22 protein-coding genes are annotated in these 16,846 nt (G+C 46.1%); 18 read left to right on the top strand and 4 right to left on the bottom strand.

What is annotated here, in order from left to right; genetic code table 11:
• The 4 genes from OCV77_RS16015 to OCV77_RS16030 all read right to left on the bottom strand — a co-directional run.
• Positions 1 to 313: response regulator (locus OCV77_RS16015; protein ID WP_262575976.1), on the bottom strand; the 313-nt coding region annotated here is incomplete at its 3' end.
• Positions 314 to 329: 16 nt separating this feature from the next.
• Complete coding sequence (locus OCV77_RS16020) at positions 330 to 1,502, bottom strand: sigma-70 family RNA polymerase sigma factor (protein WP_262575977.1); 1,173 nt, start codon at positions 1,500 to 1,502, stop codon at positions 330 to 332.
• A 35-nt stretch (positions 1,503 to 1,537) separates the two neighbouring features.
• Positions 1,538 to 2,245 carry a hypothetical protein gene (locus OCV77_RS16025; RefSeq protein ID WP_055199524.1) on the bottom strand — a complete coding sequence of 236 codons (708 nt, stop codon included), beginning with the start codon at positions 2,243 to 2,245 and terminating at the stop codon, positions 1,538 to 1,540.
• Between the two features lie 10 nt (positions 2,246 to 2,255).
• Entirely contained in the window at positions 2,256 to 3,362 is a 1,107-nt protein-coding gene (locus OCV77_RS16030) for a DUF6076 domain-containing protein (protein WP_262575979.1), read from the bottom strand.
• A gap of 222 nt (positions 3,363 to 3,584) precedes the next feature.
• On the opposite strand from OCV77_RS16030, the gene OCV77_RS16035 reads away from it, so the two are divergent.
• The 18 genes from OCV77_RS16035 to OCV77_RS16120 all read left to right on the top strand — a co-directional run bounded on the left by OCV77_RS16035 (position 3,585) and on the right by OCV77_RS16120 (position 16,747).
• Positions 3,585 to 4,205 (top strand): CHC2 zinc finger domain-containing protein, encoded by a 621-nt coding sequence (locus OCV77_RS16035; RefSeq protein WP_117526574.1) that lies wholly within the window; start codon positions 3,585 to 3,587, stop codon positions 4,203 to 4,205.
• Positions 4,180 to 5,571: a DNA primase family protein gene (locus OCV77_RS16040; RefSeq protein ID WP_262575980.1), complete on the top strand. Its 1,392-nt coding sequence runs from the start codon at positions 4,180 to 4,182 to the stop codon at positions 5,569 to 5,571. Before OCV77_RS16035 ends, OCV77_RS16040 begins: the two co-directional genes overlap by 26 nt.
• Positions 5,572 to 5,949: 378 nt before the next feature.
• Complete coding sequence (locus OCV77_RS16045) at positions 5,950 to 7,239, top strand: plasmid recombination protein (protein ID WP_262575981.1); 1,290 nt, start codon at positions 5,950 to 5,952, stop codon at positions 7,237 to 7,239.
• A 15-nt stretch (positions 7,240 to 7,254) separates the two neighbouring features.
• Positions 7,255 to 7,440, top strand: a complete 186-nt coding sequence (locus OCV77_RS16050) for a hypothetical protein (protein WP_117760531.1) — start codon at positions 7,255 to 7,257, stop codon at positions 7,438 to 7,440.
• An 88-nt stretch (positions 7,441 to 7,528) separates the two neighbouring features.
• Positions 7,529 to 7,759: a helix-turn-helix domain-containing protein gene (locus OCV77_RS16055; RefSeq protein WP_015540908.1), complete on the top strand. Its 231-nt coding sequence runs from the start codon at positions 7,529 to 7,531 to the stop codon at positions 7,757 to 7,759.
• Positions 7,740 to 9,428: a recombinase family protein gene (locus tag OCV77_RS16060; RefSeq protein ID WP_334307707.1), complete on the top strand. Its 1,689-nt coding sequence runs from the start codon at positions 7,740 to 7,742 to the stop codon at positions 9,426 to 9,428. Before OCV77_RS16055 ends, OCV77_RS16060 begins: the two co-directional genes overlap by 20 nt.
• A 249-nt stretch (positions 9,429 to 9,677) precedes the next feature.
• Positions 9,678 to 10,286 carry a hypothetical protein gene (locus OCV77_RS16065; protein WP_148448416.1) on the top strand — a complete coding sequence of 203 codons (609 nt, stop codon included), beginning with the start codon at positions 9,678 to 9,680 and terminating at the stop codon, positions 10,284 to 10,286.
• The gene (locus OCV77_RS16070; RefSeq protein ID WP_147618284.1) at positions 10,276 to 11,904 is read left to right on the top strand and encodes a hypothetical protein; all 1,629 of its coding nucleotides are present in this window, start codon (positions 10,276 to 10,278) and stop codon (positions 11,902 to 11,904) included. Before OCV77_RS16065 ends, OCV77_RS16070 begins: the two co-directional genes overlap by 11 nt.
• A 56-nt stretch (positions 11,905 to 11,960) precedes the next feature.
• On the top strand, positions 11,961 to 12,707 hold the full coding sequence (locus OCV77_RS16075; protein WP_148448414.1) for a DUF4314 domain-containing protein: 747 nt from the start codon (positions 11,961 to 11,963) through the stop codon (positions 12,705 to 12,707).
• Positions 12,708 to 12,724: 17 nt separating this feature from the next.
• Entirely contained in the window at positions 12,725 to 13,726 is a 1,002-nt protein-coding gene (locus OCV77_RS16080) for a DNA adenine methylase (RefSeq protein WP_262575984.1), read from the top strand.
• Positions 13,689 to 14,138, top strand: coding sequence for a hypothetical protein (locus OCV77_RS16085; protein ID WP_147618286.1), 450 nt, complete (start codon positions 13,689 to 13,691; stop codon positions 14,136 to 14,138). The genes OCV77_RS16080 and OCV77_RS16085 overlap by 38 nt, the downstream gene beginning before the upstream one ends.
• Positions 14,119 to 14,406, top strand: a complete 288-nt coding sequence (locus tag OCV77_RS16090) for an AbrB/MazE/SpoVT family DNA-binding domain-containing protein (protein WP_069157768.1) — start codon at positions 14,119 to 14,121, stop codon at positions 14,404 to 14,406. Before OCV77_RS16085 ends, OCV77_RS16090 begins: the two co-directional genes overlap by 20 nt.
• Complete coding sequence (locus OCV77_RS16095) at positions 14,400 to 14,639, top strand: hypothetical protein (RefSeq protein ID WP_147618287.1); 240 nt, start codon at positions 14,400 to 14,402, stop codon at positions 14,637 to 14,639. The genes OCV77_RS16090 and OCV77_RS16095 overlap by 7 nt, the downstream gene beginning before the upstream one ends.
• Positions 14,640 to 14,652: 13 nt before the next feature.
• Positions 14,653 to 15,183 carry a YodL domain-containing protein gene (locus tag OCV77_RS16100; RefSeq protein WP_147618288.1) on the top strand — a complete coding sequence of 177 codons (531 nt, stop codon included), beginning with the start codon at positions 14,653 to 14,655 and terminating at the stop codon, positions 15,181 to 15,183.
• A gap of 22 nt (positions 15,184 to 15,205) precedes the next feature.
• Positions 15,206 to 15,616: a SpoVG family protein gene (locus OCV77_RS16105; RefSeq protein ID WP_147618289.1), complete on the top strand. Its 411-nt coding sequence runs from the start codon at positions 15,206 to 15,208 to the stop codon at positions 15,614 to 15,616.
• Between the two features lie 81 nt (positions 15,617 to 15,697).
• Entirely contained in the window at positions 15,698 to 15,895 is a 198-nt protein-coding gene (locus OCV77_RS16110) for a DUF6133 family protein (protein WP_226947616.1), read from the top strand.
• A 27-nt stretch (positions 15,896 to 15,922) separates the two neighbouring features.
• Positions 15,923 to 16,315, top strand: a complete 393-nt coding sequence (locus OCV77_RS16115) for a septation protein SpoVG family protein (protein ID WP_147618290.1) — start codon at positions 15,923 to 15,925, stop codon at positions 16,313 to 16,315.
• 12 nt (positions 16,316 to 16,327) lie between these two features.
• Positions 16,328 to 16,747, top strand: coding sequence for a prepilin peptidase (locus OCV77_RS16120; protein ID WP_148448412.1), 420 nt, complete (start codon positions 16,328 to 16,330; stop codon positions 16,745 to 16,747).
• The last annotated feature ends 99 nt before the right edge of the window (positions 16,748 to 16,846 follow it).

Consider the following 16,846-nt stretch of genomic DNA (forward strand, 5'->3'; position numbering starts at 1 on the left):
AAAAGGGCTTGGTAATATAATCATCAGCGCCCCTCTCCAGTCCGTCTACGATGTCCAGATCGGTGTCGTTGGCAGTCAGCAGAATAACAGGAATATAGGGTGTGTTTTCCTTGACCTCCCGGAGCAGCTCGAGCCCGCTGCCATCCGGCAGATTGATGTCCAGCAGGATCAGGGATACACCGCCGCAAAGAAGCTGTTCCTTCGCCGTTTTTAGGTCTTGGCAGGATATAATCTGACGGTCATCTGCTTTCAGTGCTTTACTTAAACCCTGATTCAACCCTATATCATCTTCAATAATCAATAATTGTTCCATATATCTCACTCCCTCGTTATTCAAAGGCCACCATTATTTCCTTGGGTAATTTTTCGTTCTCACAGTTCAGAAGATAGGCGATTGCTCTGCTTGCAAATTTGTTTGTTTTCACTGTATCCCAATCGGCAAGCAAAATGACCTCTGCCTTGCCGTTCTCAAAATCTAATGATATTTCGCCCCATTCGCCGTCGCAGTCTGCCTGATATTCGTAGATTGCGGCGGCGATTTTCTTTTTTCGCTTGATCTTGGATTTCTGTTTTAGCCGGACTGCATGGATTGCGCCCTCGGCAACCAACAATTCCGTCAACTTGTCCACTGCTTTTCGGTAGGCTCGTTCTGCACCGCTGGCTGTACTGCCCTCAAACATAACCGCCAGTTCTTCAAAGGTGGGACGCTCTTTCCATGAACCGACACGCCCACAGGTCATGCAGATTGCCAGACGCTTCTCAAGCAGGGTCTGTTCCCGATAGTTCAGCTTCTCAAATGCCCGCTGTACCTTTTCTGCCTGTATACCATTCCATAGGATGTCGGTATAGTTCCAAGTATCATCCAGGGCAACATCTTCGCCTGTTTCTTCTCCGTCCTCGTCCGTCACATAAAATGGCTGCTGGTTACGGATGCCACGGACAACTTTCAGATATTCTTCCGCAAGAGCAAGATCACAGTTGTATTTCTTGGAAAACTCGCTGACCGCATCCTTGGTGTTATGGTACAGCCATGCCATTGACCGCACCATTTTATAATTGGTCAGAGAAGATACCGACCATTTTTCTTCGCCCATGCGAAAACGGAGCATAGCATCCCGGATGAACGGGAAAATGTATGTAGCATACTCTGCACCCTTGGCAAGGTCATAGTCCATCAGCTTTTGGAGCATTTGCTCCCGGCAGGAGAGCTTTATATCTATAAATCGGTCTGTGTCGTATAGATTGCCGCCGTCCACACCGAGAAAGTCTTTGATGCGCTTGTTAAGCTGCGGCTCGTAGTGGTGTAGGAAGAATGAGAAATGTATCAAATTCTTTTCCTGCAAGGCAGACAGGATATATTCGTTCAGACTGTCCACTGCTGGCGGCTCCGGTTCCAGTTGGAAGATGCGCTCTGCCACATAGGGAATGATACTATCACTGTGAGGATTGACTTGGTGTTTTGGTATGTATCCGGTCATATTCCATGTAAAATCATTCAGCATAGCGCACCTCCCTTCTAAGTAATCAGCGGGAATAATTAACCATAATTCCAAGTTTGTCTTGCAGCATTTATATTATCCAGAAGAACAGATGCAGGATTTGCCTCGTAATAGTACGTGCTCATATCCAAAACGCCTTCTTCCATTTCACCCCACTCTGCCGTGCGGGAAACAAAGATTCTATTATATACACACCAATCGCATGTGGTGGTGAAAGCAGCAATATCTGCAAAGTCTTTTGGAAATACAATTCTTCTTCCATTTGATGTTGGCTTAAGATAGTTCTCCATTATTTCTTTGAAATTCTTCAGATCATAATCCGTAGCGTTTTCCAAAGCTTTACAGACAATCAATTCTTCGTGCGTGAATTCTGTAAGTGTTTCTAAATGGTTTGCAAGAATTAGACCATAAATAACGCAAACCTTTGGGCATTCTGCATTTACGGTTTGTTTGAACAGATTGGCTACGATAATAGCCTTTTCCGGGCTGGAGTTTACATAGTTGTAAAGCTCGTTCAATCTTCTTTCGAGATTAAAGCCAGATGCAAGACCGTTCAGTAGATGGCCGAGTTTGAAGGTATTGTATTCAGATAGAAGATCATTTCCTATTCCGCCTACAATTCCCGCAACTGGGTTTACTACGCCCAACACACCAATAGAGCCAGAACGGATTATTTTGGTCATAGGATTGTCCATAACCCGGCTAAGCGCATTCCCAATATCAGTTAAATCATATTTCTGTGCCATTACATATTCCTCATTTCGTCCGTAATTTTGCTTCTTTCTTCAAAGCAGCCTGTCCCATCTCTTTTTCGTAATCACCTTTGGCATAGGCGACATTGCTCAGCGCTCGAAGCATTTTATCCTTTGCCAGCTTTTTCATAACCTCTGCAAAATCAGCGTCCAGAGTACCACGCTTCACATAGCGGTTTATGGTATTCAGTCGCTTTTCATAAATCTGCTTCAGCGGATGATCGTCCGCAAGTTCTCGCTGTTCTCTACCTTTCAGATTACCGATCTGACGGCAAGTGCGGTGCAGCTTGTCCCCCGGTGCATAGCCACCGCAGTATTTGGTGTGCCTTGCGTTGGTGGTCAGAAACCACTTGCCGCAGATCCGGCATTTCTTCGGTGCATGACCAACACATAAGCCCTCAAAAAGATCAGACCGGAACATCCCTACAAAGGATACATAGTGCATCCGCTTGACCAGCTTCGCAACTTTTTCGCCGGGACGGATGACGGATACATACTGAACGGAATTGTTCAGGGTAGACATCCAGGCATTGCCTTCCGTGATGGAAAACTCCGGCGGGAAATAGCTGCCGAACATTTTTGCAAAACCCTCTGCGGTGCGCTCTGCTTCGTTGCCGTCTGTTTTTTCTGCAAAATCAAGCATGGCCGTTTGGTATTCCCCAAGGGAGTATGCCAGATGCCCGAAAACTGCGGTATAGCGTTGGAGCATCATCGCATCGGCAAAGTTCTGGATTTCTTCAAATTGCAAAGAATTGGTTGCGGCTTTTATGGCGAACTCCACATATTTCAGCGCATTGTCCACAGTAAAGACTTTTTCAATCCGTTCTCTGTGCTTTGAGATATTCATATAGGAGAACGGCGGTGTTTGACTGAGAATATCAAGCATCGTCAGAGCAGCTTCCTTTGCAATAGGACAGAGTGCAGAAGCATCCTGTCCGGCGTTTAATATTCCAAGCAGCAGATTGATTTTCTCGCATTGCTCGTTTATTTTTGCAATGGTATTCACAGGAACATTCAGTGCATCACAGGCAAGCGTGCCGACAGGGAATGTTTTGCCCTCATATATGACCGTATCCTGCCAGAAATCCAATGTCATCAATTCTTGATTCATGCTTGCCCTCCTGTCCTGTTTTTTCATTTTTCTAATTATATCATGTAAATGTAAAGAAATCTACGTCCTCAGATAAGTTGTCCTGTTTTTTGAAACAGGATTGTCCTGTCATTAGCCTGTTTTTTGAAAAATCCGTCATAACCATAATAGAAGGAGCGAAGCACCTGCCAATCACGGCGGGTGCTTCGTGCTTTCCAGAATATTATGAACGGAGGGTTTTCTATGACAATCTATGAAACCATCAAGGCGGCAATCAGCGTCAAGCAAGCCGCCGAACACTACGGGCTGAAAGTGAGCCACAACGGCATGGCTTGCTGCCCGTTCCACAACGACAGGCATCCGAGCTTGAAGCTGAATGAGGACTATTTTTTCTGCTTCGGCTGCGGAGCCAAGGGGGACGTAATCGACCTTGTGGCAAGGCTGTTCGATCTGAGCAGTTATGAAGCAGCGCAAAAGCTGGCTGCGGACTTTGGACTTGACCCAAAACCGCCCACTGCCGCAGCTATGGTCAAGCCGAAGCGTCCCTATATCCGTCAGTTACGGGAGGATGAAATGCTGTGTTTCCGGGTGCTGACGGATTATCTGCATCTGCTGGAAGATTGGAAAGTACGATACGCACCCAAGACACCGGAAGATGCTCTGGATGACCGTTTTGTGGAAGCCTGCCAGATGCACTGCTATATCGAATATATGGCAGATGTGCTGACGGTGGGTGATCTGGAAGAACGGGTGGCATTGGTGGACAAGCTGATGCATGACGGCAAAATTGCTTTTCTGCAAGAGTACATCACACGAAAGAAAAAGGAGGTGGCGCACCATGGCGAAGAACCGGAAAACGCCTGATATGAATTTGCCTGTCTGGTTTGACGGGCAGAACATCAACGAAGCTCTGTTTTGTGAAGAATTTCTGCAGGAGCGCAGAATCATCTTCGCAAACGGAGCTTTTTTCACGCCCGATGGTCGAGTGACGGACGATCTTCCTCTGCGTGGGGAGATTTACGACAAGCTGAAATTCTGTGCCGTAAACAATATCCCCCGGAAAATCACCAACATTCTGGAAGTGCTGAAACTGGAAGCGCAAGTGCCGGACTTTCCACCGGAGCAGGATCGGATTCATTTGTCCAACGGTACGCTGCTATTGAACGGCACATTTACCGAGGGCAGACCGGCTATCGTGCGGAGCCGTTTGCCGGTTGCTTACAATCCCGATGCTACTGCGCCGGTGATCTGGCTGAACTTTCTGGATGGGTTGCTTTACACCGAGGACATTCCAACTTTGCAGGAGTTTATCGGCTATTGCCTGATTCCCTCCAACAAGGGGCAGCGCATGATGGTGATTAAAGGCAACGGCGGCGAAGGTAAATCTCAAATCGGTGCGGTACTGTCTACCATCTTCGGCACGAATATGAAAGACGGCAGCATCGGCAAGATTTCTGAAAACCGCTTCGCCCGTGCCGATTTGGAACACATTCTCCTGTGCGTGGATGATGATATGCGGATGGAAGCTCTGCGCCAGACCAACTATGTAAAATCCATTGTCACCGCACAGGGCAAGATGGATTTGGAACGCAAAGGCAAGCAGAGTTATCAGGGCTGGATGTTCGCCCGATTGCTGGCATTCAGCAACGGTGATCTGCAAGCCTTGTATGACCGCAGTGACGGATTTTATCGCAGACAGCTTGTGCTGACCACCAAGGAAAAGCCAGTGGACAGAGCTGACGATCCCGACCTTGCGGAGAAGATGAAAGCCGAATCCGAGGGTATCTTCCTGTGGGCATTTGAAGGCTTACAGCGGCTTGTTGCCAACAACTTTAAGTTTACGGAGAGTGACCGTATCCGGGAAAACCGGGAAGCGGTCAAGCGTGACAACAACAATATCTTTGATTTCATGGATTCCGAGGGATACATCCAGCGTAAAGCGGATGCGTCCATCAGTTCCAAGGATTTCTATGAAATCTACCGGATGTGGTGCGAAGAAAATTCCCTTGCACCGCTGAAAGCCCGCAGCTTCAGCGACGCCATGATTGCCAATGCCGGGAGATTCAATCTGGAACATTGCAACAATATCACCAACTCTGCCGGACGGCGGGTTTGGGGATTCATGGGAGTGGAAGCCATTGCACGACCTCATATAAATGGGTTTTACGGAGATTCGCCGTGTACGTACGTACCGGAGGACATTCCGGAGGAATGGCGGCAGGTCGAGTAAATCCCATTACTGGTACGTATGTACGCAGCAAAAGAGCGTAAAACGCTCGTTATAGAAACAGCACGCATCCTCTCGTTCGGGTTGTTTCTATGTCCACAGGTTTTTGAAAAAGTGTCTGTGGACACCGGCTGCAAGAGGAAGTTGACACAGAACAGCTTCATGCAGACGGGCTGACCATGGGAAAAGGCGTAGACATTTTCGCCTTGGTCAGCAGAGGTCACCGCAGTGACCGCATTCCCCCTCGGGAGAGCCCTCGGAGAGCCCACGGCACTTTGCAGCCAGTATGGATGAAAGTGTAATAGTGGGTTATTACACTTTGAAAAAGTGCCGTTCTCCAGCCCTCCGCTGTCTGCAAATCTCAAAGAAAGGAAAAATCCAATGGCAAGAAATGATGGAATAGACCGTACCGTAGCCAGAAATCAGGACTTGGAAACACCGGCTGATGTGGCTAAGGTACAGGAACACAATGAGCGTGAAAAGGACAGCTACAGCAATCAGGACATCGTGCCGGAACGCACTTCTCTGAACGTTCATTTCAAAGCACCCATGGACGATTATGTAAAAATGTTTGAGCAGATGGAACAAGACGGCGTGATCTCCACCAGAGGTCTGAAACCGGATGCCGTCAAATACGGCGAGTTGATCTTCGATGTGAACTCCGCTTACTTCTACAACCACGGTGGCTATGAATTTGCAAAAGAGTTCTATGCCGATGCCTACAAAGCCGCCGTAGAGATCGTGGGCGGTGAACAGTATATCCTCTCCGCTGTGATGCACGCCGATGAGCGCAACCGGGCAATGTCCGAAGCTCTGGGCGAGGAGGTGTACCACTACCACCTTCATGTGGTTTATATCCCGGTGGTGGAAAAGCAGATCCTTTGGTCGAAGCGATGCAAGGATGAAGCCCTCCGGGGAATCGTTAAGGAGGTCATCACACAGGTCAGCCGCAGTAAGAAATGGGAGTCCAAGCCGGTGCTTGACGAGGACGGTAATCCAATGTTGAACGCAAAAGGAAAAAAGATTTTGAGGTCATCCTACAGTGTGTTGCAGGATGACTTTTTTCATTTCATGCGAGTTGCCGGATATACCGATCTGGAGCGTGGAGAACGTGGAAGCACCGAGGAACATCTGACTGTGACCCAGTTCAAGGTGCAGGCAGAACAGCAGCGGCTGGAAGCTGTGACCGGGCAGGTGGCACAGGCAGAACAGAATTTGGAGGATGCCAAAGCTGCCACAGCAAAACAGAAAAAGAAACTGGAATCTTTGAAAAAGGAAACCAAGGCGGCAAAGACCATTGCGCTGACAGTGCAGGACATTGAAGCAATGGGCAAAAAAGCCACATTCGGAAACAATATCACGCTGACACCGGATGAATGCGACACACTCAAACGCTATGCGGTCAATGGCATTATCGCCAATGCTGACAACAAGCGTCTGAAAGAAAAACTGGCTTCCGCAGAAAAGACGGTTTCCATCTGGAAGCAGCGGTATGAAGCGGTAAACGAAAAATATATGGAACTCAAACAGAAAGCCCAACCCTTTCTGGATGCACTGGAAATCGCATCCGAAAAGGTTCGGGCTTTTATCAATTCTATCCTCATCAGAGGAAAGGAAACACAGGAACACGAACACCCTGCCCGGAAGCGTGGACAGGATATGGAACTTTGATGGAGGAATCGCCTATTGAAGAAATATTATGAGGAAGCGAAATATAATGCGGCATTTGACCGCTGTGTGGATGTTATGAGCCAGATGCTCCAGAAATATGGACATCAGGTTTTGGATAAATTGGAACAGGACGCACCGCAGGAAGTGGAGCATTCCGAGGAAAGTAATCAAGCGCAGCTTTTGACGGATAAGGCTGCGTAAAATTTGCAATTTACACGTTGCGTATTCACTATGGCTATGCTATAATGATTACGCAACGTGTATTTTTGCTTTTGTGGAGAAAAGACGGATGGATTGTAAAAACAGAATTATAAAGTTGCGTGAAAGCACAGGACTGAATCGGAAAGATTTTTGCAAGCTCGTCCATATTCCTTACCGGACTATGACTGAATGGGAATTGGATAACCGCCATGCACCGGATTATGTGCTGTGGCTTTTGGAGTATTATATCCGCAACGAGGGACTTATGGTAAAAGGAAGGAATGAGGGAGGTGGAGATTCTGAAAAAGAAACAACTTAAATGCTATCTTTATACAAGAGTGTCCACCTCGATGCAGGTTGACGGATACAGCTTGGATGCCCAGCGTGACAAGCTGCGGAAGTATGCGGCATACGAGGATATGATCGTTGCCGGGGAGTATTCTGACGAGGGCTTTTCCGGAAAGAACATTCAAGGGCGGCAGGAGTTTCAACGGATGCTGAATGACATCCAGGACGGCAAAGATGATGTTTCTTATGTGTTGGTCTTTAAGCTGTCCCGATTTGGCAGAAATGCAGCGGACGTTCTGAACTCTTTGCAACTCATGCAGGATTTCGGTGTCAATCTGATCTGCGTGGAGGATGGCATTGACAGCTCCAAGGATGCAGGAAAGCTGATGATTTCTGTGCTGTCTGCGGTGGCAGAGATTGAGCGAGAAAATATCCGCACACAGACAATGGCAGGACGTGAGCAAAAGGCTCGTGAGGGCAAATGGAACGGCGGTTTCGCTCCATATGGATACAAACTGGAAAATGGAAACCTTGTCATTGCAGAGGATGAAGTGGAAGTAATTCGGGTCATTTATGACCGTTACATTCACACTAATGAGGGTGTTGCAGGAGTTGCAAAATATCTGAACCGCAATGGTTATACTAAGAAACTAAGACAGAATAATACCATTCCGGGATTTTCAAGGGATTTTGTGAAAAATGTATTGTACAATCCTGTTTATATGGGAAAGATTGCTTACGGCAGACGAAGAACAGAAAAGAAACAGGGTACAAGAAACGAGATGCACGTGGTTGAGCAGTCGGAGTTCCCGGTTTATGAAGGGCAGCACGAAGCTATCATTTCCGAAGAAGATTGGTATCTGGCACAGGAAAAGCGCAAGATCAATTCCTTTAAGCGGGAAAAGGTCAATAATCCAGACCATGCACACATCCTGTCCGGTATCTTGAAATGCCCATGCTGCGGCAAGAGTATGTACGGCAATATCGCCAAGGCACACAGCAAGGACAAGAAAACACGGTATTATTACTACTGCAAAAATACGGTTACACCCACAGGGCATGAGTGTAGCTTCCGGCTCAATATCGAGCAGACGGAAATCAATAAATTTGTGGCAAAGATCATTTCCGCTATGGTCAATAACCCCCGATTTGTAGAAGCAATTCAAGCGAAAATCGGAACGGCGGTTGATACAGAGGATATGGAAAAGCAGATCGCCGTTCTGCAAGGGCAGCTAAAGCAAGCCTTTGGAACGAAAAGCCGCTTGGAGCGTCAGATGGATACCTTGGACATCAACGATGCCCACTATGACAGAAAAATTTTGGATTTGCAGCGCCGATATGATGAACAGTATGATACGATAGAGGAAATCGAAGTTCAGATTGGCGAATTGCAAAGTCAGATACGCAGCATCCAGCAGGAGAAAATCTCCGGCGATAACATTTATCGGCTCTTACTGGCATTTGATGAAGTCTACCATTCCGCAACGGAAGCAGAACAGAAAGAGTTTATGAAGGCCTTTATCGAGCGAATTGAGATGTTCCCGGAGAAAAGGAAAGACGGAAGCTGGATAAAGAAGATCGTATTCAATTTTCCTGTGCCTGTTGATGGTGAGGAAGTAAAAGAACTTCCCTTGGAAACTGAAACAACTGTTGAGTGCGTGATAATGATGCAGTATTGTGGAAAAGAGAAGAAAAAGTAAGGTTTGCCCACAAGATGTTGTGGTTTTAGGGCAAAAATTAGACCGAAAATTGGCTAGTTTTTGCCCGATTTTTTTGCCCAATTTTATAGATGCATAGGACTGGAAAAATGGTTTTGGGAGTGATTTGGAGAAAAACGAAAAGGAGGGAGTGGTAAGCAAAGTTAAAAATGAATATGGGCAGGGATGAACGCAAGGCGGTACTTATTTTAGAAATAGAATAGGTGCCGCCTTATTTTTTTGGAGGTGGAAATGTCAAAATTATTTTGTGTGAGTCCGGGACTTCGGGTGCTGGAAAGGCAGATGCAGCAGCCACCGGGGTACAGACCGAGAGGATATGGTATCTGTGTGATGGATGTGGACTGGAGGAGCAGGGGAAATTATTCTGAAATCGTTGACTGCGTGATCAGCAGAATGCAGATGGAGCATCTGAAGAAAAGGGTGGATGAAATTTTTTGTGAAGTGGATAAGGAACTGATATTCCGTAATCCAAAGCACAGAAATGATTTCTATTCCTTGCTGATGGGGAAGAGGGCAAAGACATTGCAGTATGCACCGGGATATGCTGCCGCAGTCTTTTTATTGTCTGCTGATGGAATTTTATGGGAGAAGGTCCGCAAAAATGTTCTGGATACCGGGATTTACTTTGACAGGGTAAGGCTTGGAGGCGTGACACTGGAGCAGTATATTCTGTTTCATGCGGCAAAGGATGTTTATAGCGGAACAAAGCATATCCGATTATCGGAACTGACAGACCGGGAACTGATACCCGATGAGATACTCAGGCTTATCGTAAATGCTTTTGTGATCGAGAAGTGCGGAGTGGAAATTGTAAAGCAGGAGGTGTGGAATGCGGATTAAGGTATTAAGCGGAGGAAGAAAAAATATCGAGTTGCCTTTGTCAGATGCGGAATTGAATTTCCAAATGAGGCGGATTGGCATTGAGGAAACGGTACCCATATGCAGGCTTGTGGAAGTGTCAGAGCAGGATAATCCCCTGCACAAATTTGAAGGTCAGACCGTAAACATGGATGAAGTCAATTTCTTTGCCAAGAGGATGAAAAGCATGACGGAATATGAAAGAAAAGTTCTGTCAGCGTATGCTGAGGATTATGGTGTGGCTACCATGCAGGATTTAATCAATCTGACATTCAGCATGAAAGGTCTTTCATTGCTTACAGATTTTTCAGATGCCAGACAGGTCGGGGAACGTCTTTACTTGGATGAATTCTTGGGAATATCAGAAGAAGAAAAAGCGCAGACCAACTTTATTGAGTTTGCGGAAAAAACCTTAAAGGAGAGCCGGGTGGAAGTCCTGCCCTATGGAGTTTTTGTAGAGCATGGCTTTGAAATGCAGGAAGTGTACAATGGAAAAACATTTCCGTCTTTCGTTGCATCGGATGAGACTGTGGCAATTGTCGAGTTACAGAACAAAGCCGGAGATACAGAGTATCTGTACCTGCCAACGGATATCAGTTCCATGAACAAGGTAAAGGAGCGGTTGCAGGTGCAGGATTATTGGGAGATGGAAGTAACCGGAATTGAAAACCTTCGTTTACCGGATATCCTTGTACCGATGCCGGAAAACATTGATTGTGTGGAAGCACTGACATTATTTAATGAGACATGTCAGGCGGTAAAACGTTTTGATGAAGTGCAGATGACGCAGCTTGCGATGGTGGTAGAATTTACCGGATTTAGTAGTTCTACTGAGGTGACAAGTATTGCAAGACTGCTTGGGGAATTTGAAGTGAATCCTTTCGTACACAATGATGAAGAGTATGGAAAGTACATGGTGGAAGAGTCCGGGTTATTTGATGTGGATGAGTTATTGCTCCCTCATATTAATTATGCAGCCTTTGCAGCGGATAAGAGACAGGGAACACTTGTGCAAAGTGGTTATGTAGAAAATGGTTTTGTGGGAGCCACCAGAGAACTTTCAGAGTACCAGCAGTATAATGGAGAGTTTGCTGATCCGTTAGAAATTGATGAAGACTGCTATGAAACATTTAAACTTTATAGTCCGCTGACAGGAAATTTATTTGAAGGTGGCTGTGAGCGGGGAAACTTATATCGTAGCGATCTGACACCGTATGCGGAGGAAATTGCAGAAACCATTGAAAATGAATATTGTGTCGGGGAAGAGCCAAGAGGTCTCATGCATTACTTTGATAGAAGTCTGGTGGTGGCGGCGAAAGTAATGTCTGCATATCCCAAGGTAGAGATTGTGGATGGCGAAGTTTATGGTGTGCTGGAATGTAAAGTCAGTGAAGCATTAACAGAGCATGATATTGAAGTGTTAAAGGAATATTGGACCGGACAGATGAGTGACGGATGGGGTGAAGGCTTTGAACAGCATCCAATTTTAGTAGAGGACGGAGAAATCTATGTCAGTTTTTGGAACAGCGAGAATTTCTGGAATGTTATGACCGAGGAGGAACTGATGGGAGGACAGGTTCAGGGAATGGATATGTGCTAATAAATATATTGAATCCGCCTAAAGAAAAGAATCAAGGAGATTGAGGAAGGAGAATCATGTTAAGAAGAGAAGAAGTAGAACGCATTAAGGAACAGTACCCGAAAGGTACGCCCATTCGTCTTTACAGCATGGAAGGGGAGCAGACAGTGCCGCCGGGGAGCCGGGGAGTTGTAGACCATGTGGATGACATCGGGCAAATCCATATGAAGTGGGAGAACGGAAGCTCCCTTGCATTAAATGTGGAAGAAGACCGCTTCGATATCATCACACAGCAGGATGAATTATGTGAAAAGAAAGAGCAGGAGTTTATTGACAAGATAAATGAAATCTTGGACAAGACAGATTTCCTGCTCTTAAATACGTCCTGTAATACGGAGAATACATCCTATGCTGCCGAGAAGCTCCTTGCCATGCATCAGGCATTCGAGGAAGTGTATGGAGAAGGGTATGTGGATGAAAGCTATGGTATGATTATGGTGCCTGCGGTGGTAAGAGGAAGGGAATCCGGCATACAGACCCTTGCGTTGGTAACACTGGACTTGGAATCATCCGGTGAGCATTGGGGTACTACATTCCTTACACCGGGAGGACCATTGGTGCAGGGACATGCAGAGCTTACGGAGGAGCAGAAGCGTGCCATCAGGGAATACTATATTCCCTACGATTATTGGTACACACCACTCGTTGAACGTGACCACCATGTGAACTTTACGGATATGCCGGAGACAGTTGCAGACATCCGCAGGCTGGTGGATGAATCCTTGGTGACAGGACAGGCACAGCAGATGGAGGGACCGAAATAAAGGAGAGGAGGACATAATTGAATAGCATTATCAGTTGGGTAGGCGGTAAGAAGGCACTCCGTGACCTGATATACCTGAGAATGCCGGGGCACTATGACCGCTACATAGAAGTATTTGGCGGAGGCGGATGGGTTTTATTTGGAAAGCCGCCTGATAAATGTATGGAGGTTTACAATGATTTCAATTCGAATCTTGCAAACCTCTTTTATTGTGTCAAGGAAAGACCGATGGCACTGCTTCGGGAATTGTCTTTCCTGCCGCTTAACTCCAGGGATGAGTTTGTGACACTCAGGAAATTCCTTACGATGGAAGAATTCAAAAGTGAGCATCTGGCAGAGGAACTGGAGATAGCAACTCATTTTCTGAAAGAGCCGGAGGCAGCGGAAATTTGTGACATCCTTATGGAACGAGCAGTAGTCGGGGATGTGAAAAGGGCGGCGGCCTTTTATAAGATTATCCGCTACAGCTATGGAAGTGGCTGTACCTCTTATGGGTGCCAGCCATTTGACATAAGGAAGACCTTTACTATTCTCTGGGAGGCAAACCGGAGGTTAAAAGATACCGTGATTGAAAATAAAGATTTTGAGGCACTCATCCGTCAGTATGACAGACCGAATGCCTTTTTTTATTGCGATCCACCGTATTTTGAAACCGAAGGGCATTATGAAGTGGTGTTCCGTAAAGAAGACCATGTAAGACTTAGGGATACGCTGGCAGGCATCGAGGGAAAATTCATGGTCTCCTACAATGACTGTGAGTACATCAGGGAATTGTATCAGGACTTTCAGATTGAAGCGGTAACACGAATCAACAATCTAGCACAGCGCTATGATAACGGAAGTGAGTTTCCGGAGGTGCTGATTGCCAACTATGACATGGAAGAAAGAAGAAAGAGCCTGCCGATGCAGATGAATCTGTTTGAAATGTTTGATGAGCAGAAGACTTCTGTGTGGCATGGCAGTAGCAGGAAGGAGGACGAAGATGGTTCAGTTAGTCGAGATAACAGGAGTGCTGAATGAAAAAGGCTGTATTGAAATTCCCATTGTATTGCTTGCACAGACAGGCATCTGTATCGGGGAGGAGGTAAATCTGATTTATCTTGCCGCAGGGGAGAAGGATTACCGTAATGAATCAAGGGAATTCATGTTGAAAAGAGCCGGGGAAAATCCATTGGAGGAGCTGCAGAGTGGGGAAACGGAGTTGAAACTGCCGCCACAGTTGCTTGCAGATGCACACATTCCCTTGGATGCAGACCTGGACATTGTCTGCTTGGATAGAAAAATTGTGATTCTGCCTACGGAGGATGTGGAGTCAGAGGATGTACCCAAAGAACTTCTGGATATCTGTGCAGAGCTTGGCATCCCCAGAGAAAAAGTAAACATTGTTTTGCGTATGACCGAGGAGGGGAGCGATGAAAAAGCCGGTGTATAAGCTGTTAGATGAAAAGGGCAGGGTACTGATACCTTTGGAAATGCGACAAAAAGCGGAGATGGAGAAAGGGGATATCTTAAAGGTTTCCATAAACTCCGGGAAGATTGTTATATCCAAGGTAGACATTTTAGAGGTAGGAAAGCAGGATGCAGAAGCTGTGGAGGCTTATGTCCATGCAGCCGTAAAGACCATGAGCCATGAAAAGCAGGTGGCACTTGCCGCGAGGATTTTGAAACTTGCACAGCAGGAGGGAGGAGCGGATTGCTAAAAAGTAAATACAAGGCCTTTGAAATTCAGGATGACAAGGTCAGTGAAACAGTGATGGATGGAAATCTGATTGCCATTGCAGATTTTATCAAAAACTGCAAGGAAGGGAGTATTATCACCATCCACACGTTAGATGGGAAACCATTTTTAATTGGAATGTCAAAATTATTCCTGTATTGTGAGGACAATGAGTTTCTGAACAATCAGTTGATACCGTATCTTCGAGGGATGTGAATGGAGAAGCAGTATGAAAAACATATATTTTCGTGATGGAATCCTTATCTACTATGGAAATCCGGCAGGTTATCTGTCAGAGGGGAAAGTAGTGCTGGATTCCATTTTTGATAAAGAAGAAATCATAGCTTTCCTGTCTGAGAAAGAAAAGCTGGCAGTGGAAATAAGGTCAGGAGTCTATGACCGTCTGTCAGAGGGTGGTGGGATGGAAATGACAGTGGAAGCATCCAAAGGAAGGAGGATAAGAATCTATCAGCTTGAACAGGACAGTCCGTTTATGATGCGGTTTATCAGTCTGGCAGAAAGGGAAAAGAGAGGCTTTGAAAAACCACAGCAAAAGGAGTATGCGCTTGTTTACGAGGGAGAGGTGGATACCTTCAGTCTGGAAGATGTCTGGGAGAAGTTTGGCAGAAGGGTGCCAAGGGATTTTGAAGGACATGCATTATCCATATCCGATGTAGTGGAATTTTCAGAGGAAGAGGTAAGCCGCTATTTTTATGTGGAGCCGAAAGGCTTTGCAGAAATAACATTTAAATTGGAATAGCCGTAAGGCGGAAGGGAAGAACATGGCAGGAAAAGGAACAAAAAACAATCAGCAGAATACCCAGGGCGATGCACAGACTGAACAGGCAGTGCAGACGAAGCCGCTTGATTTTGATGTACGCATCCACTCCATCAAACCAAATGAGTCCATAAAGGGTACCGCAAGTGTAAACATTAACGGTGCCTTTGCCATCAGGGGAGTCAAGATTATTGAGGGCAGCAATGGATTATTTGTATCCATGCCCAGCTACAAGGTAGGGAATGAGTATAAAGATATCTGTTTCCCTATTACACCGGAATGCAGAAAGCAGTTAAATGATGCAGTCCTTGGTGCCTATGAACAGGCGCTTACCCAGAGTCAGAACAGTATGGCAAAGCATCATGAAATGCAGCAGGCACCGGAAGGTCAGGCAATGGACATGACCGGTATGTAAGAAACCCAAATAACAAAAATAAAATGAAATTACATGGAGGAAAAATCAATGAGAAAGATGATGAACAAGGTAGCAGGAAACATGAAGGTAACCGTGGCAAAGGCGGCAATGCTGTTAAAGGATAAGAAGGGAGAAAACTATGTGGATACCGCAGTTAAGATTTTGATTGCGGTGGTAATCGGTGCCCTTTTGCTTGCCGGTTTGTATGCCCTCTTCGGTGATGTGGTAATGCCTACCCTTACCAGAAGAATTCAGGAAATGTTTAACTACGCCGGTTAATACCAGAGAAAGAAGGAGGAAGAGAGTATGCCCAGAAATGCAGCTACACAGGAAAATACAAATAACACAGAGAATATGGAACAGCAGGTACCCTTTAAGGTAACCATCACAGAGCATAACCCGGAGAGAGGTGTGCTTGCCAATGCAGATGTAAATGTGGCAGGCATTATGACGATCCGCAATGTGAAGATTAAGCAGGATGACTATGGTCTTACCGTGACAATGCCCCGAACCAAGATGCCCCACACAGAGCAGTATAAGGATTCCGTGTATTTTGCAGATAAGTCCATGAAACAGCAGTTTGACATGGCAGTAGAAACAGCTTATCAGGAGAGTGTTCTCACACCGGTGCTTGATCAGGATGAGCCGGAAGAGGGCATGGAGCAGGAAGAATCCGCCGGCATGAGCATGGGAATGTAGCAGGTGGAAGGGATGATAAGGCTTACCCTATTTTTTCTCGTTCTGTCTTTGGCAGCAGTCTCTGATATCCGAAAGCGGATGATTCCGGACTGGATGCCGCTACTTATCGCCGGGGTAAGCCTGCTTCCACCGGAGCCTGTTTATCTGACAGGACTTCTTGTGGCATTACCGCTGCTCATTGCAGGAATCACTGTAGGAGGTATTGGAGGAGGCGATATCAAACTGGCAGGAGCCTGCGGATTGGTGTTTGGGTTTGAACGGACCCTTGCAGGACTTCTTATGGCACTGAGTCTTCTGTTACTGTTTCATGTAGTAAGGCAGTGCATAAGGAAAATAAGAAAACTAAATTGTGTAGCAGAGAAGGAACAGGCATATCCGCTTGTTCCTTTCCTGCTTGTCGGGATGGTTATAAGTGTCTTTATGTTTTTGTAAAATGGCATTTCTAAAACCCTGCAAAAACTTTTTACTTTCTATTGATAATATTTCGGTATGCCGATATAATAGATAGAGAGGAGGAAGAGGAAATGGTAG

The organism is Suilimivivens aceti (assembly GCF_025567405.1).
In the GTDB taxonomy this organism is placed as follows: domain Bacteria; phylum Bacillota; class Clostridia; order Lachnospirales; family Lachnospiraceae; genus Suilimivivens; species Suilimivivens aceti.

Coding starts and splice junctions, on each gene's coding strand:
- OCV77_RS16070 (WP_147618284.1), top strand. CDS start 10,276: ATGCGGATTAAGGTATTAAGCGGAGGAAGAAAAAATATCGAGTTGCCT.
- OCV77_RS16075 (WP_148448414.1), top strand. CDS start 11,961: ATGTTAAGAAGAGAAGAAGTAGAACGCATTAAGGAACAGTACCCGAAA.
- OCV77_RS16035 (WP_117526574.1), top strand. CDS start 3,585: ATGACAATCTATGAAACCATCAAGGCGGCAATCAGCGTCAAGCAAGCC.
- OCV77_RS16115 (WP_147618290.1), top strand. CDS start 15,923: ATGCCCAGAAATGCAGCTACACAGGAAAATACAAATAACACAGAGAAT.
- OCV77_RS16120 (WP_148448412.1), top strand. CDS start 16,328: ATGATAAGGCTTACCCTATTTTTTCTCGTTCTGTCTTTGGCAGCAGTC.
- OCV77_RS16020 (WP_262575977.1), bottom strand. CDS start 1,502: ATGCTGAATGATTTTACATGGAATATGACCGGATACATACCAAAACAC.
- OCV77_RS16065 (WP_148448416.1), top strand. CDS start 9,678: ATGTCAAAATTATTTTGTGTGAGTCCGGGACTTCGGGTGCTGGAAAGG.
- OCV77_RS16100 (WP_147618288.1), top strand. CDS start 14,653: ATGAAAAACATATATTTTCGTGATGGAATCCTTATCTACTATGGAAAT.
- OCV77_RS16045 (WP_262575981.1), top strand. CDS start 5,950: ATGGCAAGAAATGATGGAATAGACCGTACCGTAGCCAGAAATCAGGAC.
- OCV77_RS16085 (WP_147618286.1), top strand. CDS start 13,689: ATGGTTCAGTTAGTCGAGATAACAGGAGTGCTGAATGAAAAAGGCTGT.
- OCV77_RS16055 (WP_015540908.1), top strand. CDS start 7,529: ATGGATTGTAAAAACAGAATTATAAAGTTGCGTGAAAGCACAGGACTG.
- OCV77_RS16110 (WP_226947616.1), top strand. CDS start 15,698: ATGAAGGTAACCGTGGCAAAGGCGGCAATGCTGTTAAAGGATAAGAAG.
- OCV77_RS16030 (WP_262575979.1), bottom strand. CDS start 3,362: ATGAATCAAGAATTGATGACATTGGATTTCTGGCAGGATACGGTCATA.
- OCV77_RS16040 (WP_262575980.1), top strand. CDS start 4,180: ATGGCGAAGAACCGGAAAACGCCTGATATGAATTTGCCTGTCTGGTTT.
- OCV77_RS16105 (WP_147618289.1), top strand. CDS start 15,206: ATGGCAGGAAAAGGAACAAAAAACAATCAGCAGAATACCCAGGGCGAT.
- OCV77_RS16090 (WP_069157768.1), top strand. CDS start 14,119: ATGAAAAAGCCGGTGTATAAGCTGTTAGATGAAAAGGGCAGGGTACTG.
- OCV77_RS16025 (WP_055199524.1), bottom strand. CDS start 2,245: ATGGCACAGAAATATGATTTAACTGATATTGGGAATGCGCTTAGCCGG.